Source organism: Thalassobellus citreus, assembly GCF_044385915.1.
Classification (GTDB): Bacteria; Bacteroidota; Bacteroidia; order Flavobacteriales; family Flavobacteriaceae; genus Thalassobellus; species Thalassobellus citreus.
Map to the genome: position 1 here is coordinate 115,081 of NZ_JBISCC010000126.1, position 24,902 is coordinate 139,982.

20 protein-coding genes and 1 tRNA gene are annotated in these 24,902 nt (G+C 30.3%); 13 read left to right on the forward strand and 8 right to left on the reverse strand.

Annotated features, from left to right (window positions below):
- Nucleotides 1–96: 96 nt before the first annotated feature.
- The gene (locus tag ACH5TX_RS12930; RefSeq protein WP_439339916.1) at nucleotides 97–792 is read left to right on the forward strand and encodes a LysE family translocator; all 696 of its coding nucleotides are present in this window, start codon (nucleotides 97–99) and stop codon (nucleotides 790–792) included.
- 17 nt (nucleotides 793–809) lie between these two features.
- Here ACH5TX_RS12930 and ACH5TX_RS12935 read toward each other — a convergent pair.
- Nucleotides 810–880: transfer RNA gene (locus ACH5TX_RS12935), tRNA-Cys, on the reverse strand.
- A 53-nt stretch (nucleotides 881–933) separates the two neighbouring features.
- Nucleotides 934–1,296, reverse strand: coding sequence for a dihydroneopterin aldolase (gene folB, locus ACH5TX_RS12940; RefSeq protein WP_439339917.1), 363 nt, complete (start codon nucleotides 1,294–1,296; stop codon nucleotides 934–936).
- A gap of 80 nt (nucleotides 1,297–1,376) precedes the next feature.
- Here folB and ACH5TX_RS12945 point away from each other — a divergent pair, with 80 nt between their 5' ends.
- From ACH5TX_RS12945 to ACH5TX_RS12955, 3 genes are all read left to right on the forward strand, one after another.
- Nucleotides 1,377–3,374 (forward strand): glutamine--tRNA ligase/YqeY domain fusion protein, encoded by a 1,998-nt coding sequence (locus ACH5TX_RS12945; RefSeq protein ID WP_439339918.1) that lies wholly within the window; start codon nucleotides 1,377–1,379, stop codon nucleotides 3,372–3,374.
- Nucleotides 3,375–3,437: 63 nt separating this feature from the next.
- Entirely contained in the window at nucleotides 3,438–3,917 is a 480-nt protein-coding gene (locus ACH5TX_RS12950; RefSeq protein WP_439339919.1) for a DUF1761 domain-containing protein, read from the forward strand.
- Nucleotides 3,918–3,982: 65 nt separating this feature from the next.
- Nucleotides 3,983–5,146 (forward strand): GNAT family N-acetyltransferase, encoded by a 1,164-nt coding sequence (locus tag ACH5TX_RS12955; protein WP_439339920.1) that lies wholly within the window; start codon nucleotides 3,983–3,985, stop codon nucleotides 5,144–5,146.
- Between the two features lie 73 nt (nucleotides 5,147–5,219).
- Here the strand turns inward: ACH5TX_RS12955 and ACH5TX_RS12960 are convergent, their stop codons facing one another.
- Nucleotides 5,220–6,143 carry an SPFH domain-containing protein gene (locus tag ACH5TX_RS12960; protein ID WP_439339921.1) on the reverse strand — a complete coding sequence of 308 codons (924 nt, stop codon included), beginning with the start codon at nucleotides 6,141–6,143 and terminating at the stop codon, nucleotides 5,220–5,222.
- Between the two features lie 77 nt (nucleotides 6,144–6,220).
- Here ACH5TX_RS12960 and ACH5TX_RS12965 point away from each other — a divergent pair, with 77 nt between their 5' ends.
- Nucleotides 6,221–6,904: a hypothetical protein gene (locus ACH5TX_RS12965; RefSeq protein ID WP_439339922.1), complete on the forward strand. Its 684-nt coding sequence runs from the start codon at nucleotides 6,221–6,223 to the stop codon at nucleotides 6,902–6,904.
- Nucleotides 6,905–6,985: 81 nt separating this feature from the next.
- On the opposite strand, the gene ACH5TX_RS12970 is transcribed toward ACH5TX_RS12965, so the two are convergent.
- The 3 genes from ACH5TX_RS12970 to gltX all read right to left on the reverse strand — a co-directional run bounded on the left by ACH5TX_RS12970 (nucleotide 6,986) and on the right by gltX (nucleotide 11,226).
- Nucleotides 6,986–7,672: a hypothetical protein gene (locus tag ACH5TX_RS12970; RefSeq protein ID WP_439339923.1), complete on the reverse strand. Its 687-nt coding sequence runs from the start codon at nucleotides 7,670–7,672 to the stop codon at nucleotides 6,986–6,988.
- Nucleotide 7,673: 1 nt separating this feature from the next.
- On the reverse strand, nucleotides 7,674–9,584 hold the full coding sequence (locus ACH5TX_RS12975; protein WP_439339924.1) for a hypothetical protein: 1,911 nt from the start codon (nucleotides 9,582–9,584) through the stop codon (nucleotides 7,674–7,676).
- A gap of 130 nt (nucleotides 9,585–9,714) precedes the next feature.
- The gene (gltX, locus tag ACH5TX_RS12980) at nucleotides 9,715–11,226 is read right to left on the reverse strand and encodes a glutamate--tRNA ligase (RefSeq protein ID WP_439339925.1); all 1,512 of its coding nucleotides are present in this window, start codon (nucleotides 11,224–11,226) and stop codon (nucleotides 9,715–9,717) included.
- A 191-nt stretch (nucleotides 11,227–11,417) separates the two neighbouring features.
- On the opposite strand from gltX, the gene ACH5TX_RS12985 reads away from it, so the two are divergent.
- From ACH5TX_RS12985 to ACH5TX_RS13005, 5 genes are all read left to right on the forward strand, one after another.
- On the forward strand, nucleotides 11,418–14,861 hold the full coding sequence (locus tag ACH5TX_RS12985) for a DUF4175 family protein (protein ID WP_439339926.1): 3,444 nt from the start codon (nucleotides 11,418–11,420) through the stop codon (nucleotides 14,859–14,861).
- Nucleotides 14,854–15,264: an rRNA maturation RNase YbeY gene (ybeY, locus tag ACH5TX_RS12990; protein ID WP_439336313.1), complete on the forward strand. Its 411-nt coding sequence runs from the start codon at nucleotides 14,854–14,856 to the stop codon at nucleotides 15,262–15,264. Before ACH5TX_RS12985 ends, ybeY begins: the two co-directional genes overlap by 8 nt.
- 131 nt (nucleotides 15,265–15,395) lie before the next feature.
- On the forward strand, nucleotides 15,396–17,267 hold the full coding sequence (gene mnmG, locus ACH5TX_RS12995) for a tRNA uridine-5-carboxymethylaminomethyl(34) synthesis enzyme MnmG (protein WP_439339927.1): 1,872 nt from the start codon (nucleotides 15,396–15,398) through the stop codon (nucleotides 17,265–17,267).
- 134 nt (nucleotides 17,268–17,401) lie between these two features.
- Nucleotides 17,402–18,262 (forward strand): class I SAM-dependent methyltransferase, encoded by an 861-nt coding sequence (locus tag ACH5TX_RS13000; protein WP_439339928.1) that lies wholly within the window; start codon nucleotides 17,402–17,404, stop codon nucleotides 18,260–18,262.
- A 372-nt stretch (nucleotides 18,263–18,634) separates the two neighbouring features.
- Nucleotides 18,635–19,156 (forward strand): OmpH/Skp family outer membrane protein, encoded by a 522-nt coding sequence (locus ACH5TX_RS13005; RefSeq protein WP_439339929.1) that lies wholly within the window; start codon nucleotides 18,635–18,637, stop codon nucleotides 19,154–19,156.
- Nucleotides 19,157–19,227: 71 nt separating this feature from the next.
- Here ACH5TX_RS13005 and ACH5TX_RS13010 read toward each other — a convergent pair whose 3' ends face one another.
- Entirely contained in the window at nucleotides 19,228–20,382 is a 1,155-nt protein-coding gene (locus ACH5TX_RS13010; RefSeq protein WP_439339930.1) for a DNA polymerase III subunit, read from the reverse strand.
- Nucleotides 20,383–20,648: 266 nt separating this feature from the next.
- On the opposite strand from ACH5TX_RS13010, the gene ACH5TX_RS13015 reads away from it, so the two are divergent.
- The 3 genes from ACH5TX_RS13015 to ACH5TX_RS13025 all read left to right on the forward strand — a co-directional run bounded on the left by ACH5TX_RS13015 (nucleotide 20,649) and on the right by ACH5TX_RS13025 (nucleotide 24,494).
- On the forward strand, nucleotides 20,649–21,836 hold the full coding sequence (locus ACH5TX_RS13015; RefSeq protein ID WP_439339931.1) for a phosphoglycerate kinase: 1,188 nt from the start codon (nucleotides 20,649–20,651) through the stop codon (nucleotides 21,834–21,836).
- Nucleotides 21,837–21,916: 80 nt separating this feature from the next.
- Nucleotides 21,917–23,482, forward strand: coding sequence for a LysM peptidoglycan-binding domain-containing protein (locus ACH5TX_RS13020; protein ID WP_439339932.1), 1,566 nt, complete (start codon nucleotides 21,917–21,919; stop codon nucleotides 23,480–23,482).
- 22 nt (nucleotides 23,483–23,504) lie between these two features.
- A complete protein-coding gene (locus ACH5TX_RS13025) occupies nucleotides 23,505–24,494 on the forward strand; it encodes a DUF4837 family protein (RefSeq protein ID WP_439339933.1) in 990 nt (329 codons plus the stop codon).
- Between the two features lie 91 nt (nucleotides 24,495–24,585).
- Here ACH5TX_RS13025 and ACH5TX_RS13030 read toward each other — a convergent pair whose 3' ends face one another.
- Nucleotides 24,586–24,774, reverse strand: coding sequence for a twin-arginine translocase TatA/TatE family subunit (locus ACH5TX_RS13030; protein WP_439339934.1), 189 nt, complete (start codon nucleotides 24,772–24,774; stop codon nucleotides 24,586–24,588).
- Between the last annotated feature and the right edge of the window lie 128 nt (nucleotides 24,775–24,902).

The following is a 24,902-nucleotide window of genomic DNA, read 5'->3' on the forward strand; positions in this document are numbered from 1 at the left end:
GTGGTTATCTAATCACACATTTTTTATTTTAACTTATTAATTCATCTCTTAGTTTTTAAAATATTTCTTTACTTTGTGTAAAGCTTCGCACAAATTATGTTTGATGATATTTTAGCAGCCATTCCATTTGGAATTATACTTGCCTTTACTATTGGTCCGGTTTTTTTTGTACTTCTCGAAACCAGTGCTACCAAGGGTTTTAAAAGTGCCTTAATTTTTGATTGTGGCGTTATGTTAGCCGATATCATTTTTATTTTAGTGGCATTTTTTAGTACCAATAAACTTTTAGAAAAAATTAAAGACGATCCTAATTTTTTAATTTTTGGAGGTGTATTGTTGGCTGTTTATGGGGTCATTTCATTTGTAAAAGCTTCAAAATCTTTTAGAGAGATTGTTAGAGAATACCATAAAGTAGAAATTAAAAAAGGTTATGGCAAACTCTTTTTAAAAGGCTTTTTATTAAACTTTATAAATATTGGTGTCCTTTTAGGGTGGGTTGCTTTTATTGTACTTGGTAATTCGTTAACAAAATCAGAAGATGGTATTGTGGTGTTTTTAAGTACTATTTTAATCGTTTATTTTTTAGTAGATCTTATTAAAATACTGATTGCAAAAAAATTAAAAAATAAGCTTACACCTCGATTAATATTTAAAACTAAAAAAATAATAGCACTTCTAATCTTAGGTTTTGGCGTTTTATTGTTAGTTCAAGGGTTTTTTCCAAAAGAGAAAGAGCTTTTAAAAGAAAAATTAGAACAAATAAATCCTATAAAAGAAAAGCTTCCAGAATAAACTGAAAGCTTTTGTTGAGGCGTCGAGCGGATTCGAACCGCTGTACAAGGTTTTGCAGACCTCTGCCTAGCCACTCGGCCACGACGCCATAATTTTTGTTGTGCAAATGTAAAAAAAATAAAGACTTTTCAATACATAAATTTACTTTTTACGCTTATCTGTCATTTTTATAGTCACTTTTGCAACATCACCACCTATAGGCGGGTTTAATTTACTAACCCAAACAGTGGCTTTTTTTACTAATTTATCTTCGTTAAAAATTCTATTTAAAATACGTTTTGCAACCGTTTCAAGTAGCTGAGAAGCAATATCCATTTCTTCTTTTATAATCCGGTTTAAAAACACGTAATCTACAGTGTCACTTAAATCATCTGTCTTTGCCGAGTTTTGTAAATCGGCATCAACTTCTAAATCTACACGATAATCACTTCCTATTTTTGTTTCTTCTTTTAAACAACCATGGTATGCAAATACCCGAATGTTTTCAACTTTTATTTTTCCCATTAGCTTCTTAAACTTATTAAGCTAAAATAGTTTGAATTTCCGTAATTTTGAAGCTTATTTAGTTGAAATAAATATTAAGTATGTCTGAAGAAAGAAAATCACTCAATTTTATTGAGCAAATTATAGAAGAAGATTTGGCAAACGGAATGTCTAAAAATGACTTACGTTTTCGTTTTCCTCCAGAACCTAATGGCTATTTGCATATAGGTCATACAAAAGCTATAGGTATAAGTTTTGGTTTGGGAGAAAAATATAATGCACCTGTAAACCTTCGTTTTGACGATACAAACCCTGCAAAAGAAGAGCAAGAATATGTTGATGCTATCAAAGAAGATATTGCTTGGTTAGGTTATAAGTGGGATAAAGAATTATTCTCATCAGATTATTTTCAACAACTGTATGATTGGGCTATTCATTTTATAAAAGAAGGAAAAGCCTATGTAGATTCGCAGTCTAGTGAAGCTATGGCAGAACAAAAAGGAACGCCCACACAACCAGGAGTTGATGGTCCGTATAGAAATAGAACAGTAGCTGAAAACCTTGATTTATTTGAACGCATGAAAGCGGGCGAGTTTGAAGAAGGTGAACACATTTTGCGTGCTAAAATAGATATGCAACATGTAAATATGTTGATGCGTGATCCTATTATGTATCGTGTTTTAAAGAAACATCATCATAGAACAGCAAACGATTGGTGTATTTACCCAATGTACGATTGGACGCATGGAGAGAGCGATTATATTGAACAAATTTCACATTCTTTATGTTCCTTAGAATTTAAACCACACAGAGAACTTTACGATTGGTTTTTAGACCAAGTTATAGACACCAATTTAATTAGACCAAAACAACGTGAATTTGCACGTTTAAATTTAAGTTATACCATTATGAGTAAGCGTAAGCTTCTTAAATTGGTTGAAGATAAAATTGTAGCTGGATGGGATGACCCTAGAATGCCAACTATTTCTGGCTTACGCCGAAGAGGATATACACCTAATTCACTTAGAAAATTTGTAGAAACTGTTGGTGTTGCAAAGCGCGATAATGTTATTGATGTATCGCTTTTAGAGTTTTGTATTCGTGAAGATTTAAATAAAACAGCACCACGAGTTATGGCTGTTTTAGATTCTGTGAAATTAGTAATTACTAATTATCCAGAAGGAAAAGAAGAGTGGTTAGAAGCAGAGAACAATCAAGAAGATGATAGTGCAGGCTTTAGAAAAGTGCCGTTTTCAAAAGAATTATATATTGAAAAAGAGGATTTTAAAGAAGAAGCTGGTAATAAGTTCTTTAGATTGAAGTTAGGTGGAGAAGTAAGACTTAAAAACGCGTACATAATTAAAGCTGAAAGTGTTGAAAAAGATGCTAATGGAAACATTACAGAAATTCATTGTACGTATTCCGAAGATACTTCTAAAAGAGTAAAAGGTACCTTGCATTGGGTATCTATAAAACATGCTGTAAAAGCTGAAGTTAGAGAATATGATCGTTTGTTTATTGATGAAGCACCAGATAGCCATCAAGACAAAGATTTTATGGAATTTATAAATCCTGATTCTTTAAAAACTATTGAAGCTTTTGTAGAGCCTAGTTTATTAGAAGCTAAAGTAGGAGAGCGGTTCCAGTTTCAACGTTTAGGTTATTTTAATGTAGATAATGATTCGTCTTCAGATAAATTAGTATTTAATAAAACGGTTGGTTTACGCGATACTTGGGCAAAACAAAAACCTAAGCCTCAACAACAAGCGGTAAAGCCAAATAACAATCAGCAATCACAACGAAAAGCTATTGATGTGATTCAAAAATTAGGTAAAAAATACACCAATTTACCAGAAATAAAACAGCAAAAGGTTAAAGAAGAAATTCAAGAACTTGCTAAAAATGTAACTTATGATGAATTGCAACCTCTTTTTAATACAGCCGTAAAAAAAGCAGGAACACGTATTGCAGTAGCTATTACTTTAGGCGTTTTATTAGAAAACGGACTAGAAAAGAATGATGCTGTAAACGAATTTATAGCAAAAGTACTTGAAGATAAAAATGATCTTTTAGTTAATGAAGCTAATACTCTTAAATAAACATTTAATTATCAGTTTTTTAAAAAGTATTATATTTAACTTCTAACTAAATACTATATTATTATGGAAATGAATTTTTTAGCAATTTTAGTTGCTGCATTAGTACCCATGGCTTTAGGTTTTTTATGGTATGGTCCAATGCTTTTTCAAAAGGCTTGGATGCGAGAATCAGGAATGACAGAAGAGAAAATTAATAGCGGAAATATGGCTGTTATTTTTGGCGTATCATTTGTTCTTGCAGTTTTATTAGCGCTTTTTTTGCCTACTGTAACTATTCATCAAATGGGAGCTTTTAGTTTGGTACAAGGCGATTTAGGTATTTTGCCTTCGTATGATGCTTTTATGGCAGATTATTCAAATGAATTTAGAACTTTTAAGCACGGTGTTTTTCATGGTGCTTTGGTTGGAATATTTTTTGTTTTACCAATAATGGGAACAAATGCTTTATTTGAACGTAAGAGCTGGAAACATATTCTTATTAATGTTGGATATTGGACACTAACTATTGCCATTATGGGAGGAATAGTTTGTGCTTGGAGATAATATTTTTGTAATTTTATAACATAAATAAAGACTGAAGTGTGTAACTTCAGTCTTTTTATTTTCTATTGAAAACACATTATATTTATAATTCATATAAAGAACTTCCAGAATCTTGGAAGCATATTACCGAACATGATGTTTTTTTACAACCTAATTATTTTGCTGCTTTAGAAGACGCGTCTCCAGAAAACATTCAGTTTTTTTATGTGGGTATTTTTAAGAACGATGTTTTAGTAGGAGTTGCTGTTGTACAACGCGTACAATTGTATTTAAAAGATATGTTTCGAAAAACAGAAGTTTCTTGTTTTAGAGAAGCTTTTAAAAGTTTGGTTTCTAAAATAGTAAGAGGAAACATTTTGGTGGTTGGTAATATGATGCATACGGGGCAACACGGTGTGTTTTATGATACAAATAGCATATCGCAATCAGAATACTTAAAAATTGTTTTCGATGCCTTAAATACGCTTAAAATCAATATTAAAACAACTCAAAAGAAAACAATTAGAGCCATCATGCTCAAAGATTTTTTTGAAGCAGATGCTATTCATGAAAGTAAAGCGTTTTTTCTTTCTCATAAATTACATCATGTGTATGTACAGCCAAATATGACGATGCGTGTTAATCCTAATTGGTTAACTATTGAAGATTATCTGGCTAGTTTGAAAAAAAAGTATAAAAACCGTTATAAACGAGCAAAAAAGAAACTAGGAGTAATAACTTGTACAGAATTAGATTTAAAAACTGTTGAAGTACATTCCGAAAGACTTCATCAATTATATTTAAATGTTTCTAATAATGCTAAGTTCAACACGTTTGTTTTACCTCAAAATCATTTTTATAATTTAAAACTTCAGCTAAAAGAATCGTTTAAAGTTTTTGGTTATTATTTAGATAATGAATTAATAGGGTTTTACACTTTAATTTTAAATGGCGATGATTTAGAAACTTATTTTTTAGGTTACGATACGCTGCATCAATATCCGAATCAGCTGTATCTAAATATGCTGTATGATATGGTGAAATTTGCTATTGAAAATAAGTTTTCAAATATTGTATATGCACGAACAGCTATGGAAATAAAAAGCTCGGTAGGAGCTAAGCCAGAACCTATGAGTGTTTATATAAAACATACCAATGGTTTTGTAAATGCTGTTTTAAAGCAAATTTTTAAGTTGATGCACCCAAAACAAGATTGGGAAGAACGCCATACTTTTAATTCCAGTTATTAATTGATACATAGTATAAATGTAAAAGCCTCGAAAATTTAATTTCAAGGCTTTCAGTTATTTATTTAAATGAGATTTACTCTTCTTTTTTCTTTTTAGCATCTTTCATGGCTTCTCCAATTTGGTTACTTGCTGTAAAACTGGCAACCATATCGTTTAACATATTACTTCCTGCTTGAGGCGAGTTTGGTAACAAAATTAAGTTACTATTTGTTTCTTGTCCAATAGCCTGTAAAGTATCGTAATGTTGAGTCACAACAATTAATGCAGAAGCTTCTTGAGAGTTAATTCCAACTCTATTTAATACATCAACAGATTCTTCTAAACCACGCGCAATTTCACGACGTTGATCTGCAATACCTTGTCCTTGTAAACGTTTGCTTTCTGCTTCAGCTTTTGCTTTTTCAACAATTAAAATTCTAGCAGCATCACCTTCATATTGTGCCGCCGTTTTTTCTCTATCGGCTGCATTAATACGGTTCATGGCTTCTTTTACTTGTGCATCAGGATCAATATCGGTTACTAAGGTTTTAATAATATCGTAACCATATTCCATCATAGCATCATTTAATTCAGATTTTACAGCAATGGCAATATCATCCTTTTTTAAGAATACATCATCTAAAATCATTTTAGGAACTTCGGCACGTACTACATCAAATACATAAGAGGTTATTTGTTCGTGCGGATAATCTAATTTATAAAAAGCTTCATATACTTTTTCGCGTATTACTTTGTATTGTACTGATACTTTTAGTTTTACAAATACATCATCTTTAGTTTTGGTTTCTACAATAACATCTAATTGTTGAATTTTTAAACTTATACGACCAGCAATTCTATCTATTAAAGGAATTTTAAAGCGTAAACCAGAATGACGAATGGCGTTAAACCTTCCAAAACGTTCAATAATTGCAGCGGTTTGTTGTTTAACTGTAAAAGCAAATGAGATTAAAATAAATAATCCAATAAGAATGAGTGGAATGTAAATGAAGTTCATAATATGTTATTTAAAATGGTTAAGAAAATTGATTTACTAAATTAAGTTATATTTGTCCATTTAACCCTAAAATTAGTATGAAAAAAGTACAACTTCTCTTATTAGTAGTTCTAATGCTATGTTTTGTTACAAAAAGTTTTTCACAAAAAGGAAATTATAGAATTAGTAATGGTATTGGCATTTTTGGAGGCATAACAAAATTGGATATTACAACTAATAATTTTACAACAAAACAAGGCGATGGTTTTATGGGTGGTTTGTTGGCAATCGTTGATATTCCTCATCGTTGGTATAATATAAGTTTTGGTATGCAACTATCTGAAAGTACTATAGGAATTTTAGGCAGACCAAATATTTCTAGTACTTCTAATGAATTTATAGATTACAAAATGTTTGCTGCTCAAGTAGCATTATTAGGGCATATAAAAGTGATTCCAAAACATTTTACTATTGATGTTGGCCCAATGTTACAATACAATAGTAAATTAGAATTTAAAGAGAAAGGTCAAGAAGCTTATTTTATAAATAATTATAATAATTTAACAGCTGAAGACATTGCCGATATTTCTCAATTTAATTTAAATGGAGCCATTGGTGCATCAGTTGGTATTAAGAATTTTAAGTTAAAAGCTCAATACCTTTATGGCTTTACAAATATTTTAAAGAAATTAGAAAATCAAGAGTTAGATACAGTTGGTGGAAGTGATCGTTTTAAAGGAAACCAAACCATGTTGGTTTTGGGTGCTATGGTTTTGTTTTAGTGTTTGTAGTTTTTTAACTTTATAAGACACGTTATTGTTGGTAATTTGAAAAATGGGGAGACTATTAGTTTATCAAAAAAACTAAATTGGAATTTCTATACCTAGACCAGTTCTTAAACCTGACCAATTAGTTTTAACTTTATCTTCATTATTATTCTCTAAATAATAATCGCTATTTTCTTTGAATTTTAATGTGCCACCAAATGTAATATCAAACCCTAGAGAGGCCTTAATAATAAAAAACGACAAAGGATATTCATAAATTAATCTTCCTCCAATGCCGAAATTCATAGATTGGAATTTTATATTTTCATTAGTGATATCTTCTAAGATTTGAGTGTAATTTTCAATTTTTAAATTTGACAACATACTAAAGCCTCTTATAGCTATACTAAAACCTTTTTTAGAGTTAGATAATTTAATTTGATATTCGCCTCCAAATGCATAAGCATTCAAAGGCTGAGTTATTCTTATAACTCCAGAATAATCGGAATATGATATTTTTCCTCCTGTTGAATTATAACTAAAAAATAGGGACGTATTAATATTGCTTAGTTTATAACCTAGAGTAAAACCAATATTTGAAGGGAAATTATCATTAACCTCTATAGGTATTTCAGGGATGTCTTTAATAAATTCTTGCTGAAAAGATTTTAAAGAAGCATGTGAAAATGTATTATAATTTAGCTCAATAAAAACACCTCCATTTTGGCTATAACTTATTAAACTTATACAGGATAACAAAAATAATATTATTTGCTTTTTCATTCTATTCGTTTATGTAATGATCTAAATAAAACCCCATGCTATATGTATAAATTAGTTTACCGCTTTGTAACCAATAAGCTCTAGGGATTTCATTTGGACTCCATATAGAAACAACATTTTTCACTTCAATTCTTTTGAAGTTTGTGGTAGTAAGATCATAAACGTATGCATAAGATGGTTGTGTATTACTTTGACCAAATTCACTTCTAACAAATAACAACTTATTTGTTGCATTGTCATAATTCATAATGTTAATTCTTGTAAAATCACTTAAAGTTGATTTTGTTCTAGTAATCAAATCAAATATAATTGGGTTTCCATCATATGAATTGTAAACACATTTGTTTTGATTTACGATGAATTCAACCAAATTGACATCGTAGTTGGTATTAGTTTTAACTATTTCATTTATAACTTTATTCTTTATTTCGAAAAAAGCATTGTTGATGTAGAAATATCTACCATCATCAGATATTTTAAAATAACCTGATTTACTGGTATTATAAAATAATTCTTTAGTTGTTGAATCATAAAAGCTTATCTGATTATTTTGCTCGATAACTATGATATTATTTCGATATTTGATACTTCCAGTTTGTGCTCCAAAGTCTGATAGTTTCCATTGATTTATAATTGAAAGACTATTACCCTCGACTAGATATGAAATATCTAGTACATCTATTATTAAGTTACCTGTAGAAGTAATTGTTAAATCTCGGGCATAATTAACACCTTTTGTGGTAATGAATTTCGTTTCAACGAGTGCTAAGGTTTCGGAATCTAGTTTTTCAATAGTAATATAATCTGTAGAAGTTCTACTTGACCCCGTTCTTAAAACATAAATAAAATTATCAAATTGATTATAAAGAAACTCTCCATGACTACTGCTACTATCATAATCAAATTCTTTATTATAGGAATTAGGAATAAATAATGACCCTTTATAGATATCTTCATTCTCAGATTCTTTATATAAGGTAAAGCTAAAACCACCATCATAATTAGGAAATTTAATAGGTTCATCTACTACAATTTCACCTCCATGTGAACTTACTTTATGTATTAAATTATTGGAAATGTCATCAAAAGAATAATAGTCGAAATTACTATAAAGTGGATGTTTAGGAATGATTAATTTATATTGATTTTCGTTTAATATTATCTTTTGCACCTTAAAAGGTTTAATGAAAACACCTACTTTGTTACTTATTGTATTTCCCCTAGAATTTTCAAGATAGATTTGATATTTAAAGTTATCACCATTTTTGTAGCTTTGTGAATACCTAATAACATTTGTTTCATTATAACTTAGTTCTAAGAGTTCTTGAATTTTTAGATCTAAATAGCTAATAACAACATCATTATTAGAAATTATTAGTTTAGCCTTATCAAAATTTCTTTTTGATATCGGATTCCAAGTAACATAAAGTGAACCATCAATAATTTCTGCACTTTTCATAACAACAGTCTCAGGAGGAGATTTGTCAATGATAAAATTGTATTCTTCAGTTTTAATATAAGCCTCAACACCACTTACATCCGCTAAACTACCAGACCCTGAAGAAAAAATATACTCAATTTTTAAAATATGATTACCATCTTCTAATGATTCTGCGTCAATAATAAAATCTCCAGTGTTAATTGTGCTAGTTTGTATTTCAACGTTATCGATATAAATTTTTATTTCATAAAGTAGGTGCTTGTTATTTCCAATATAGTTAAAATTGATTTTTGTTGAGACGTAAATTATTTGGTTTTCGCTTAGATCTTTTAGGTTAATAGCTGCCGTTGGATTTTTTTCGGAAACTTCAATAAATGAGTCTTCTGAGAATTCATAGTTACAATTTGATAAGGTAATTAATATTGTAAATATTAATAATATCTTATTGAATCTTAGAGATGTTAATTTCATGTATTTTAAGTATTGTATACTTTGCTTACAAATTTATAACTTTTTTCTGACTAGAGATGTAGTTCAACAAAAAACCTCTCCATATTTCTATGAAGAGGCTTTATAATTTATACTATACTTTTGGTTATAATTATAGTGTTTTTACAATATTCTCAATACGTTTAATCATTTCATTTTTACCAATCATGTATATAATATCAAACACATCAGGACCTTGTAAAGCACCTACTAATGCTAAACGTAAAGGCATCATAACTTTTCCAAAGCTAATTTCGTTGGAAGTTATCCAACCTTTAATTTCGGTTTGAAGGTTTTCTACAGTAAAATCTTCAATAGTATTTACAATAGAAATTACTTGATCCATAATAACATCAGTACCTTCTTTAAGGGCTTTTTTAGAAGCCTTTTCATCATACGATGTTGGTGCGGTAAAAAAGAAATGACTTAAGTTCCAAAAATCAGAGACAAAAGTGGCGCGTTCTTTTATTAAGCCAATAACTAAAGCTATGTATTCAACATCAATTTCAGAGAGTTCTGCTTGGCTATTTTTAAAAGTTTGAGCTAAATCCTCATTGTATTTTTCTTGCATGTAATGGTGGTTAAACCATTTAATTTTATCAGGATCGAAACGTGCTCCCGATTTGTTTACTTTCTTTAAGTCGAAAGCTTCAATAAGCTCATCAAGATTAAAAATTTCTTGTTCCGTTCCAGGGTTCCATCCTAAAAATGATAAGAAATTAACCATAGCATCGGCAAAATAACCATCTTCTTTATAACCTCTAGACACTTCGTTGGTTTTAGGATCTGTCCATTGTAATGGAAAAACAGGGAACCCTAATTTATCGCCATCACGTTTGCTTAGTTTTCCTTTTCCTGTAGGTTTTAAAATAAGCGGTAAATGTGCAAATTCTGGAGCTTCCCAACCAAAAGCTTTGTATAATTGATAGTGTAATGCTAAAGATGGTAACCATTCTTCACCACGAATAACATGCGAGATTTCCATTAAATGGTCATCAACAATATTTGCTAAATGGTAGGTTGGCATACCATCACTTTTAAACAATACTTTATCGTCTAAAATATTTGTATCAATTTTAATATCGCCACGAATAATATCTGTAAGATGTAATGTTTCATCTTGCGGACTCTTAAAACGAATCACATAATCATCACCAGCATCTAATTTAGTTTGTACTTCTTCCGCGCTAAGCGATAAAGAATTACTCAATTTTAAGCGGTTGTGCCAATTATAGATAAATGTTTTTCCTTTTGCTTCGTGGTCTTTTCTATGAAAATCTAATGTTTCAGCTGTATCAAACGCATAGTAAGCGTTGCCCGAAGCAATCAATTCATCGGCGTAAGCCTTATATAAATCTTTACGTTCGCTTTGTCTGTATGGTCCAAATTTCTCATTCTTTCCTGGGCCTTCATCAAAAGGCATGTTGCACCAATTTAAAGCATCAATAATATATTTTTCGGCACCTTCAATATAACGATTTTGGTCTGTATCTTCTATTCTTAAAATAAAAGTTCCGTTATGTTTTTTAGCGAATAAATAATTGAATAACGCTGTACGAACACCTCCTATATGAAGTGGTCCTGTTGGGCTTGGTGCAAAACGCACACGAACATTTTTAGTCATGTTTTTGTAAATTTGTTGCAAAGATATGTATTAAGACAGAAGACCGAAACTAGAAGTCGTAAGTTTTTGCTTTTTATTAAGCATAATCCTTAATTAACACACAATTATAAATCTTGTAAAAAATAAAATTGTAGTTTAGTCTATTAAATTAGTTTTTTTCATTTCTCTGAAGGCGGAAATTTACCCAAATCATGAATAATTTCGAAAACATACAAAGTAAGTTAGAAGCATTTATTAGGCGTTATTATACTAATGAATTGTTTAAAGGTGCTATTTTGTTTTTTGCCATTGGCTTACTATATTTTCTTTTCACTTTATTTATCGAGCATGTTTTATGGCTAAATACAACGGCGAGAACCATTCTATTTTGGCTATTTATTATTGTAGAATTTGGTTTGCTTGTTAAGTTTATCTTTTTTCCGTTAGCCAAATTATTTAAACTTCAAAAAGGAATAAATTATAAAGATGCTTCTAAAATTATTGGTTTACATTTTCCTGAAGTAAGCGATAAATTATTAAATGTCCTTCAGCTAAATGAAAATGAAACGAAGTCGGAATTATTATTAGCTAGTATCGAACAGAAATCTTTAGAGTTAAATCCAATTCCTTTTAAATTGGCTATTAATTTTAAGAAAAATATCAGCTATTTTAAATACGCCATTATACCCGTTTTAATTTTATTGATTACATTTTTAACAGGAAATTCTAATTGGTTTAGCAATAGTTACGAACGTGTGGTCCATTACAAAACGGCTTACGAACCGCCAGCACCGTTTCAGTTTTTTGTAGTGAATGATGATTTAAATGCAATTGAAAATAAAGATTTTAAGTTGATTGTAAAAGTAGCAGGCGAGGTGATGCCTGAATCTGCTCAAATAGTTTATAATAATGAAACTTACTTTTTACAACAGAAAAACATTGGTGAATTTGAATATGTGTTTACACAACCTAAAACGAATATTCAGTTTGAATTAACTGCAAATAATATAACCTCTAAACCTTATACGCTTAGTGTCGTAGAAGTGCCTTCTTTGTTAAGTTTCGAAATGGTTTTAGATTATCCTAATTATACCAAAAAGAAAGACGCCGTTTTAAAAAGCACGGGTAACGCTGTTGTTCCTGAAGGCACTAAAATTATTTGGCAACTTAAAACAAAAGCAACCGATGAGGTTAATTTGTTTGCCAAAGATACTATTGGTTTTAATGCTGATAAAGAAGGTGTTTTTGAAGCTAAGAAACAAGTTTTTAATAATTACAATTATACCTTAAGCACGAGTAATAAAAATTTAAAAAACTATGAAAATTTAGATTTTAATATTGATGTTATAAAGGATGAATATCCTGAGATTAAGATAAAAGTAGAAAAGGATACTTTAGACTTGCAAACCTTATATTTTTACGGTCAAATAAGTGACGATTATGGTTTTAGTAAACTACAATTGGTTTATTATCCGTCTGATAATGAGAGTAATAAATCGTTTAAAACGTTAGACTTCTCCAATTCTAATATTTCAGATTTCATTACAGCCTTTCCTAATAATTTAGAGATTGAAGCTGGAATTCCTTATAGTTTATATTTTCAAGTGTTTGATAATGATTTAGTTAACGGTCGTAAAAGCGTAAAGAGTAATGCGTTTAATTATAGAAAACGAACCAAAAACGAAGAAGCTGAAAAGAATTTGAAACAGCAAAGCGAGTCTATAAAAGATTTGAATAAGTCTTTAAAGAAATTTGAAGAACAAGATAAAAAGTTAGAAGAGTTAACAAAAACTAGTAAAGAGAAATCTACTTTAAATTTTAACGATAAAAAGAAATTAGAATCATTTTTCAAGCGTCAAAAAGAGCAAGACGAAATGATGAAAAGTTTCAATAAAAAACTGAAAAATAATTTAGAAGAATTTCAAAAAGAGAATCCAAAGGACGATCAATTTAAAGAAGATTTAAAAGAACGATTAAAAGAGAATGAAGAGAAACTTCAAAAAGATGAAAAACTTTTAGAGGAACTTGAAAAACTCCATGAGAAAATAGGGAAAGAAGAATTAGTAAAAAAGTTAGATGAACTTGCTAAACAAAATAAAAACAAAAAACGAAGTTTAGAACAGTTATTAGAATTAACAAAACGTTTTTACGTAGAAAAGAAACTAGAAAAACTTAAGGATGATTTAGAGAAATTAGCTGACGAACAAGAAAAACTTTCTAATAAATCTGATGAAGAAAACACTAAAGAAAATCAAGATGAATTAAATAATGCTTTTGAAGATTTTAAAAAACAAATTGAAGATTTAGAAAAAGACAGCAAGGAATTAAAAAAGCCCATTGATATTCCTAGAGATAAATTAGACGAAAAAGAAATTGATGATGAGCAAAAAAATGCTTCCGATTCCTTAGAAAAAAATGAGGAAGAAAAACAAGCTCAAGATGCTAATCAAGATCAGCCCAAAGAAAGTTTACAAAACGCTAAAAAAAGCCAGAAGAAAGCCGCTCAAAAAATGAAAAAAATGAGTGCAAAAATGTCTAGTGCAATGCAAGCTTCTGGAGGCGAACAAATGCAAGAAGATATGGAAATGTTGCGACAAGTTCTAGATAATTTGGTGCTTTTTTCTTTCGATCAGGAGGCGCTTATGAATCATTTTAAATCTGTTGATGTTAACCATAATAAATTTTCATCGTATTTAATAAAACAAAATGAGTTAAAAGAGCATTTTGAACATGTTGATGATAGCTTGTTTGCTTTGTCTTTAAGACAGCCAAAAATTTCAGAAAAAGTAAATAAAGAAATCACAGAGGTGTTTTATAATATAGATAAAGCGTTAAATCTTTTAGCAGAAAATCAATTATATCAAGGTGTGTCTAATCAGCAATTTGTTATTACTGCTGCTAATAATTTAGCAGATTTTTTAAGTGATGTTCAAGACAATATGCAAGAAAGTATGAGTATGTCTCCAGGTAAAGGTGGTGACGGCGATATGCAACTTCCAGATATAATTATGAGTCAAGAACAGCTTAATGAAATGATGAAAGAGGGCATGAAAAAAGGCGAGGAAGGCAAGCCTAAAGATGGTAAAGGAGATAAAGAAGGAAAAAAGGCTGGAGATAAAGGTAATGATGGTAAAGAAGGAAAGAAAAGAGGTGATGGTAAAGGTGAAGAAGTGGAAGATGGTAAAAGTACTGGTGGAGAAGGCGAAGGATCTAATGAGGGTATGAGTGGTGAATTATATAAAATTTATCAGCAACAACAAGAATTAAGAAATGCATTAGCAAAGAGATTAGCAAAAGAAGGTAAAGAAGGCAAAGATGGAATAGGTAAATCCGGAAATGGTAAAGATTTATTGCAAAAAATGGAAGAGGTAGAGCTTGATTTGTTAAATAAAGGTTTCACTAATGAAACACTTCAAAAAATGATGGAGTTAAAGCATCAATTATTAAAAATGGAGAATGCTGCTTTTGAGCAAGGTGAAGATGATAAAAGGGAATCTGAAACTAATATAAATGAGTTTAATAACAATTCTAATAATCAAATTCCAACAGCTAAACAATATTTCCAAACTACTGAAATATTGAATAGACAAGCATTACCTTTGCAGCAAGTTTATAAAAAGAAAGTGCAAGAATATTTTATGCAAGCAAATGATTAGTTTTAATTACGAAACAGATTTTATATTAGAAGATGAGTCTGTTATTTCTTCATGGATTTCAAATACTATTTCATCAGAATCACACAAACTTGAAGAAATCAATTATGTGTTCTGTGATGATGATTATCTGCATAAATTAAATGTAGAGTTTTTGAGTCATGATACATTAACAGATATTATTAGCTTCGATTATTCCATGGGAAAATTAATACAGGGTGATATTTTTATTTCTGTAGAAAGAGTTGCCGATAATGCTAAAGATTTTAATGTGTCTTTTACTGACGAATTGAAGCGCGTTATTATACACGGAGTGCTTCATTATTGTGGTTATAAAGATAAAACGGATGAAGAGGCTAAGGTTATGCGTGAAAAGGAAAACCACTACCTGAGTCAGTTGGTTTAGTATTCAATAAACAACGTATATTTGCAAACTAAAATTAGTAATATGTTCCACGTGGAACATGTTAAATTGAAATTTAAATGTAACGTTGAGCACAGTCGAAACGTCTTTGAAATATATAAAATAGAGTACTTATGTTTAACGAGGTTTATGATGTTATAGTTGTTGGTGCAGGTCATGCAGGAAGTGAAGCTGCTGCTGCTGCTGCCAATATGGGAAGCAAAACACTGCTTGTTACCATGAGCTTGCAAAACATTGCACAAATGTCTTGTAATCCTGCTATGGGTGGAATTGCTAAAGGACAAATTGTAAGAGAGATTGATGCACTTGGTGGATATAGTGGTATTGTTTCTGATACGTCTGCTATTCAATTTAAAATGCTTAATAAATCAAAAGGACCTGCCATGTGGAGTCCAAGGGTGCAAAGTGATAGAATGCGTTTTGCAGAAGACTGGAGATTGCTTTTAGAGGGCACGCCTAATCTTGATTTCTATCAAGAAATGGTGTCTGGTTTGTTAGTGGAAAATCATAAAGTAGTTGGTGTAAAAACATCTTTAGGTGTTGAGATAAAATCTAAATCTGTTGTGCTTACCAATGGTACTTTTTTAAATGGATTAATACATATAGGAGATAAGAATTTTGGCGGAGGTAGAGCAGGTGAAAAAGCTGCAACAGGAATTACCGAGCAGCTAGTTGATTTAGGTTTTGAATCTGGTAGAATGAAAACAGGAACACCTCCAAGAGTCGATGGACGTTCTTTAGATTATTCTAAAATGGTTGAGCAACCTGGTGATGTTAATCCTGAAAAGTTCTCTTATTTAGATATTACAAAATCTTTAGAAAATCAACGTTCTTGTCACATGACTTATACGAGTCTTGAGGTTCATGATTTACTTCGTGAAGGCTTTGATAGATCGCCAATGTTTAACGGTAGAATTAAAAGTTTAGGTCCACGTTATTGTCCGTCTATTGAAGATAAGATTAATAGATTTGCAGATAAGGATAGGCATCAATTATTTATAGAACCAGAAGGTTGGAAAACCTGTGAGGTTTATGTGAATGGGTTTTCAACATCGCTTCCAGAAGATGTTCAATTTAAGGCCTTGCGTTCTGTGGTTGGTTTTGAAAACGTTAAATTTTTTAGACCTGGTTATGCTATAGAATATGATTATTTTCCACCTACACAATTAAAGCATACGTTAGAAACTAAGTTGGTTGAAGGTTTGTATTTCGCTGGTCAAATAAATGGCACTACAGGATATGAAGAGGCAGCTTCTCAAGGTTTAATGGCGGGTATAAATGCAAGTTTAAAAACTCAAGAAAAAGAACCTTTTACTCTAAGAAGGGATGAAGCTTATATAGGTGTTTTAATAGACGATTTAATTACTAAAGGTACAGAAGAGCCTTATAGAATGTTTACCTCAAGAGCTGAATATAGAACCTTGTTGCGTCAAGATAATGCCGATTTACGATTAACTCCTAAAGGCTTTGAAATTGGTTTAGCGACCGAAAAGCGACTTAAGCGTATGGAGCAAAAACATAATGATGCTAAAAAGTTTGTTAAGTTTTTTGCTGATACAAGTGTAAAACCAGAAGAGGCTAATCCTGTTTTAGAATCTAAAGGATCTTCTCCTGTTAAACAATCAGATAAGATGTTTAAGATATTTTCTAGACCTAATATTACGATTGATGATGTTAGGAAATTTAATGCTGTAGAACAGTATATTCAAGATAATAATTTAGATAACGAAGTTATTGAGCAAGCAGAAATTCAAGTTAAATATTCTGGATATATAGCTAAAGAAAAAAACAATGCAGATAAACTAACTAGATTAGAATATGTAAAAATTCCTGAGAATTTTGATTATTCACAAATTAAATCTATGAGTTTTGAAGCACGTGAAAAACTTAAAAAAATACAACCAACAACGGTGTCTCAAGCATCAAGAATTAGTGGTGTTTCTCCTAACGATATTTCTGTATTATTAGTTTATATGGGAAGATAAATTTAAAAAAAATGGTTTTTGTTTATAAACGTTCCACGTGGAACATAAAACATTTTAGATAAAATATTGTCGTTCTTGCGTAGACAGGAATCTGTATTTAAAAGATATTTTTTATAAATAACATTCGTGAATTCGTGGCAAAACAAAACTCAAATCAAGCGTATTTAAAAGTAAAAGATTATTCTGTTTCAGGTGAAGAATTTGAATTAATTCAGAATTCAGAATATGGTTTTCTTGAAACTACTCCGCAACCATCTTTAGATAAATTACCCGAATATTACGAAAGTGAAGATTATATTTCGCATACAGATTCACAAAGAAATCTTTTTGAAAAAGTATATCATTTAGTTAGAACCATCTCTTTAAAAAAGAAATTAAAGCTAATTAATTCCTTTCCTTCAGAAACTAAAAACTTATTAGATATTGGATGTGGTACAGGCGATTTTCTGCAAACAGCGAAAGATAATAATTGGAATGTTACCGGAATTGAGCCAAACGAACAGGCAAGAAATATTGCAAATAAAAAAACAAACGACTCAGTTTTTAATACAGAGCAGCTTTCAATTTTTGAATTGGAAAGTTTTGATGTTATTACGCTTTGGCATGTGTTGGAGCATTTACCAAATTTAGAAGAACAAATAACTATTATTAAAAAATTACTAAAACCAAACGGTACTTTAATAATTGCGGTTCCTAATTATAAAAGTTACGATGCTTTATATTATAAAAATTATTGGGCCGCTTTTGATGTGCCAAGACACCTTTGGCATTTTAATAAAGAATCTATTTCTAAATTAGTCTCAAAAGCATCTATGAAAGTAGAAAAAGTAAAACCTATGTTGTTTGATGCTTTTTATGTGAGCTTGCTTTCAGAAAAATATAAGTCTGGAAAAATGAATCCTATTAAAGGGTTTTGGATTGGGTTACTTTCAAATTTAAAATCTTTTAAGACAAAAGAAGCTTCATCTTTAATTTACATCATTAAAAACAGGTAAAACACATTTCTGTAAACGATGTTAGCTTTTGTTGAATGCATCTGTCTAAACGTAAGCTGATTTTTTAAAAGTGTCTTAAAACGCTTTATTTAAGCTTGTTTTTAATAAGATTTGCCTATTTGTTTGTGTTGAAGGTATAAGAAATCATTATAAAGCCGTTTTTGAAGTGTATTTTCCTTTTCGGTTAAATTGTAAGCTTAGAGGCTTCAAGTTAAAAATTGTCTAAAATGTTTTTTAAGTAGAACTTAACATTAATTTATTTTAAGAATTATATATTTCAAAATAATTCCGTTTCACATTATAGTTTACTTTATTACATTTGTTCGGAATTAAAAAAAAATCAACCAAATAGAAACGAATAAAATAAAACAGATGAAAAAAATTATTTATGTTGCCTTAGCTATGTTAGTTTTAGCTTCTTGTGAAAAGCCAAATAAAATTGGTTTTGTAGATAATGGAACCGTTATTAATGATTACCAAGAAAAGATAGACTTAGAAGCTAGATTTAAAGAAAAGGAAGAAGCTTTTAGAAAAAGAGCAGATAGTATTGGTAGAGCATTTCAAGTAGAAGCTCAAAATACTCAAGCAAAAGCTCAAAAATCATCTCAGAAAAAATATCAAGAATTAATGGGGGGTTTACAACAAAAGCAACAACAGTTACAACAGCAAATGCAGTTTGAGCAACAACAATTACAACAATCTTTTCAAGCAGAAATAGATTCAGTAATAGTTAAGGTAAAAGATTTTGTTAAAGACTACGGTAAAACAAATGGCTATACTTACATTTTAGGAACTAGTGATGCTGCTGCAACGGTTATGTATGGTGCCGATGAAAATGATTTAACAAAGACAATTTTAGAAGCATTAAATGCAGAGGCTAAAAAAGAAGAATAGATTGTATTGAATTGATTATCAAATAATTAAAAACTTGTTAAAAGAGATTTTAGCAAGTTTTTTTATTTTGTTTACTCCGCTTTTTTATGAAGTAATCGAGTCAGTTTTATACTCAAATCAGTTAAAATAATTTTAGAATTTCCATTACGCTCAATATGGTATATAGCGTCTTGTAATTCGTTAGAAATATCCATGATGTTATTACCATGAATAAAAGGAGCGAAGTTTTCTAGTTTAAACTTTTCTGTTTTAGGTTCTAAATACACTAAATCTGTTGCATTGTAATTTAGTAATAAGGCTTGACGGAAAAAATCTAAACAGAAATTAAGAAATTGCTTTTGAGTTTCACGCCCTGTTTTAGCAATGTCTTCACTCCAAGATATTAAATCGTGTATTGCAGCTTTATTTCCTTTGGCTTTAAAAGCACTTCGAATCCAGAAAATAAACCAAGTTTCAAACTGAATATCTTCAGAATCTTGATATACCAAATCGCAAGCTTTATTATAATTTCCGTTAGATTGATGTGCTATTTTAGTAGCAACATTCATATATAAATTATACTGTTTTACTAAAGCGTCTTTAATAACGTCTTCTGCTAAAGGAGGAAAATGTAATATTTGACAACGCGACCGTATGGTATTAATTATTTGCTCTTCGTCTTCAGCAATAAGAATAAAAATGGTTTTGTTTGGTGGCTCTTCAATAAGTTTTAAAAGCTTGTTGGCACAGGCAATATTCATTTTTTCTGCCATCCAAATTACCATCACTTTATAACCGCCTTCATAAGACTTTAAAACAAGTGATTTTACAATATCATGAGCTTCATCAACACCAATCTGCCCTTGTTTATTGTCAACACCTAAAAGTTTGTACCAATCAAATAAATTACCGTAAGGTTGTTCTTTTAAAAGTTGGCGCCATTCTTCTAAATAATGACTAGAAACAGGGTGGCTCTTCGCTTTATCGGTAGTTGTTACCGGAAAAGCAAAGTGTAAATCGGGATGCGAAACATTATTAAACTTTAGGTTACAGGCTTCATTTCCTGTGTTATTTTCGCCATTGGTGTTACTACATAAAATATATTGCGCATAAGCAATAGCCATTGGCAAAGTACCTGTACCTTCGTTACCAACAAATAATTGGGCATGAGGAATTCTACCATTATCAACACTTGTTGTTAAATGGTTTTTAATGTGATCTTGTCCTAAAACATCTTGAAAAAGCATAAAAACAAAAGTAAATGAATTTTTTCATTTTGAAATTTAAAAACGAAACGAAATAATTTTTTTGGTTTTGCTTAAAATTTAGATCATTCGAAAAAAATTGTGGATAAGCTATTTCATCGTCATTAAAATGAAAAATATGAAAAGAAATAAAGTTTTTTTATAATTCTTAATAGGTTCAATCGTTTTCGTAAAAAAACACATTTGAAAGGGGCGTTTAATTAGTTACATTTGTGAAATAATTACTTATAAAACAAAACAATATCCAGATGAGAACTCTTAATGATTTTAATTTTGAAAATAAAAAAGCATTAATTCGTGTAGATTTTAATGTGCCACTAAATGACAAGTTTGAAGTAACAGACGCAACAAGAATAGTATCTGCAAAACCAACAATTATTAAGGTTTTAGAAGATGGTGGAAGCTGTATTTTAATGTCTCACTTAGGGCGACCAAAAGGATTTCAAGAGGAGTTTTCTTTAAAGCATATTGCAGCTAAAGTTGAAGATATTTTAGGTGTAGAAGTAAAATTTGTAGCAGATTGTATTGGAGCAGATGTTGAAGCTGCAGCTGCTAGTTTAGAACCAGGACAAGTTTTATTATTAGAAAACTTACGTTACTATAAAGAAGAAACTGCTGGCGATAAAGCATTTGCTGAAAAACTTTCTAAATTAGGAGACGTTTATGTAAATGATGCTTTTGGTACTGCGCATAGAGCACACGCTTCAACTACTATTGTTGCTCAATTTTTTGAAGGTAAAAAATGCTTTGGAAATTTATTAGCACAAGAAATAGAAAGTATAAATAAAGTAATGGAAACGGGTGAAAAGCCAGTTTTAGCTGTACTTGGCGGCGCTAAGGTGTCTTCAAAAATTACAATTATAGAAAACATACTAGATAAAGTAGATCACTTAATTATTGGTGGTGGTATGTCGTTTACTTTTATTAAAGCTCAAGGCGGAAAAATAGGAAATTCTATTTGTGAAGACGATAAAATGGAATTGGCTTTAGATATTTTAAAGCAAGCAAAAGAGAAAAACGTACAAATTCATATACCTGTTGATGTTGTTGCTGCCGATGATTTTAGTAACGATGCAAATACACAAGTAGTAGATATTACTGCAATTCCTGATGGTTGGGAAGGTGTTGATGCGGGGCCAAAATCTATTAAATTATTTCATGATGTTGTTATGGAATCTAAAACTATACTTTGGAACGGACCTCTTGGTGTTTTCGAAATGGAAAGTTTTGCAAACGGAACAATCGAGTTAGGTAATTCAATTGCCGAATCTACTAAAAATGGAGCCTTTTCACTTGTTGGTGGAGGCGATTCTGTAGCTGCTGTAAAACAGTTTGGTTTTGAAGATAAAGTAAGTTATGTAAGTACTGGTGGAGGCGCTATGTTAGAAAGTTTAGAAGGTAAAACACTTCCTGGAATTGCTGCTATTTTAGAATAAACGCTATTTAGTTTTCAAATTCCCTTAAAAAATACGATTTTAGCCATAATATCGTTCAATAACAAACTGAACTTGATTTTATGGCTTTTCGTTTTTTTATACTATTATTTCTTCTCAATATTGGAACTTGTTTTTCTCAAAATCAAGATTCTATTTCTTCACAAGCAATTAGCATTAAGGATTCCGTAATAGATGGAAAGGTTAATCTTATTAAGGTTCTTGAAGTTGAAACGGATAGTTTTTCAATTAAAAATTTAAAAGATAATAAATTAGCCGCTCAGTTTGATGAAAAATGGTATGAAGAATTATACAGTACAGCGTTGTATGATACTATTTATAAATCGGTTACAGAACTTACCTTTGAAGATATTGATTATCCAGAATTACCAACTGATACACTTAAAGTAAGATTAAAAGAATTAGATGCCAGAACACCCTTTAATGTGGAATATAATCCAGCATTAGAAAGTGTTATAAAATCGTATTTAAAGCATAGAAGGAAGCATTTACAAAAGCTAATAACTTTAAGTGCGTTTTATTTCCCACTATTTGAAAAGGAATTAGATAATTATAATATTCCTTTAGAAATAAAATATTTAGCAATTGTAGAATCTGCTTTAAAGCCCAGAGCAAAATCTAGGGTGGGAGCTACAGGTTTATGGCAATTTATGTTTGCTACAGGCAAAATGTATGGTTTGGATGTTAGTAGTTATGTAGATGAACGAAGCGACCCAATAAAATCTACTGAAGCCGCTTCAAAATATTTGTCTAAACTATATGAAATTTTTGGCGATTGGGATTTGGCTTTAGCTGCGTATAATTCTGGACCAGGAAATGTTTCAAAAGCTATCAGGCGTTCTGGAGGCTATCAAAATTACTGGAATATTCGTCATAATTTACCAAGGGAAACGGCAGGGTATTTACCCGCGTTTCTAGCAAATATGTATATTTTTGAATATGCTGAAGAGCATGGATTTAAGAAAATGAAACCTGAGGTAGCATATTTTGAAACCGACACCGTAAGAGTCAAAGAAATGATTACGCTCGATCAAGTTTCAGAAGTTACAGGAACTCCAGTTGAACAACTTCAATTTTTGAATCCATCGTATAAATTAGATATCATTCCATTTATTAAAGGAGAAAATTATGCGTTGCGATTGCCTAATGAAGTTGTTGGTAAATTTGTAAATAATGAAGATAGTATTTATGCTTTTGCAAAAGCAGAATTTGCTAAGCGAGAAAAGCCATTACCGAAGTTTTTTAATGCTAATGATAGAATTAGGTATAGAGTAAAATCTGGCGATTATTTAGGGAGAATTTCTAGAATTTACGGAGTAAGAGTTAGTGATATAAAAAGATGGAATGGACTACGTAGCAATAATTTAAAAATTGGTCAACGATTAACTATTTACCCTCGAAAACCTTATGTAGCTCCATCTACTTCAACAGTTAAAACGACAACAAAAAAAACAACATCAAAACCACTTTCAGGAAACATAACAACCTATACCGTACAAAGCGGAGATTCGCTTTGGAGTATTTCTCAAAAATTTTCTGGAGTTTCTGTTCAAAATATTAAAGATTGGAACGATATTAGTGGTAATAAATTAAAACCAGGAATGAAACTTAAAATTTCAAAAGTATAATTCTTTAAAACCTAACTTTATTATGCGTCATTTATTTATAGCTGCATTATCATTATTATTAGTAATGTCTTGTGGCGACAAAAAACCAAATAAAAGAATTCTTTTAGACTCAAGTGGGAAAATAAACGATGTTTCGGTTGTAGTAAGCAACGACATGTGGGAAGGAAGCGTTGGAGAAGCTATTAGGAATGTATTAGCATCTCCTATTTATGGGTTGCCACAAGAAGAGCCTGTTTTTAATATCAATCAAATACCTACACATGTATTTTCTGGTTTTATTACACAAAACAGAACCATTTTAAAAATAGAAATGGGTAAAAAACCAGGCATAACATTTAATAATAATGTGTATGCACAACCACAAAAAGTAATTACAGTTTCTGGTAAAACAAAGCAAGAGGTTATTAAACTACTTAATGATAACGCGTCTAAAATAATAGAATCGTTTAAGAATACTGAAATACTTGCAAAGCAAAAGCAAACAAGAATAGCGTTATATGATGCGAAAGAAATAAAAGAAAACTTAGGTTTAAATATTGAATTTCCAACTGCTTACAGAATAGGAAAAACAATAGCCACTAAAGACGATAAGTTTTATTGGTTAAAAAGAGATATTAGAACAGGGTATGTTAATATTTTACTTTATGAATTACCTTTAAATGCTATTAAAAAAGATTCAAGCATTATTGAGCAGGTTGTAAGAGTTAGAGATTCTATTGGAAAGAAATACATTCCAGGTCCTGTAGAAGGCTCGTATATGATTACTGAAAATGCATATACGCCTTTCAATACAGAAATTATTTTAGACAATAAGCCTACATTAGAAACAAAAGGGATGTGGGAAGTTAAAAATGCAGTTATGGCAGGGCCTTATATTAACTATGCTATTGAAGATAAAATAAACAATAGATGGGTAGTAGCCGAAGGTTTTGTTTATGCACCGTCTGTAGAAAAACGTAAATATATATTCGAATTAGAAGCTATTATAAAATCTATTAAGATTGAAAAATAATGGTTTTATATAAAGAACATGTTTAAAATTAAGCATAAAAAAAACCAACACATTGTGTTGGTTTTTTTTATTTGATAAATATCTTTAACTCTTATTCTTTAGAATTGCCTTTTTTACTTTCTTCTTCTTTGCTAGCATCTTTAAATTCTTTAATACCGCTTCCTAAACCTTTCATTAGTTCAGGTATTTTTTTTCCTCCAAAAAGAAGTAAAATCGCTAATCCTATTATAACCCATTGCCAAGGGCCAACCATTCCTAAAAATATACTTAATGAGATCATAATTTTTAATTTTGTAGTGCAAAGTTAATAATTAAAGTTCAATAATGCCGTTTTAAGTATAACTTTAGCATAAAGAGAGTTTCAAGATTGTTATACTTTGTTTAAAGGGAGGTGTCTTTCATAAATTC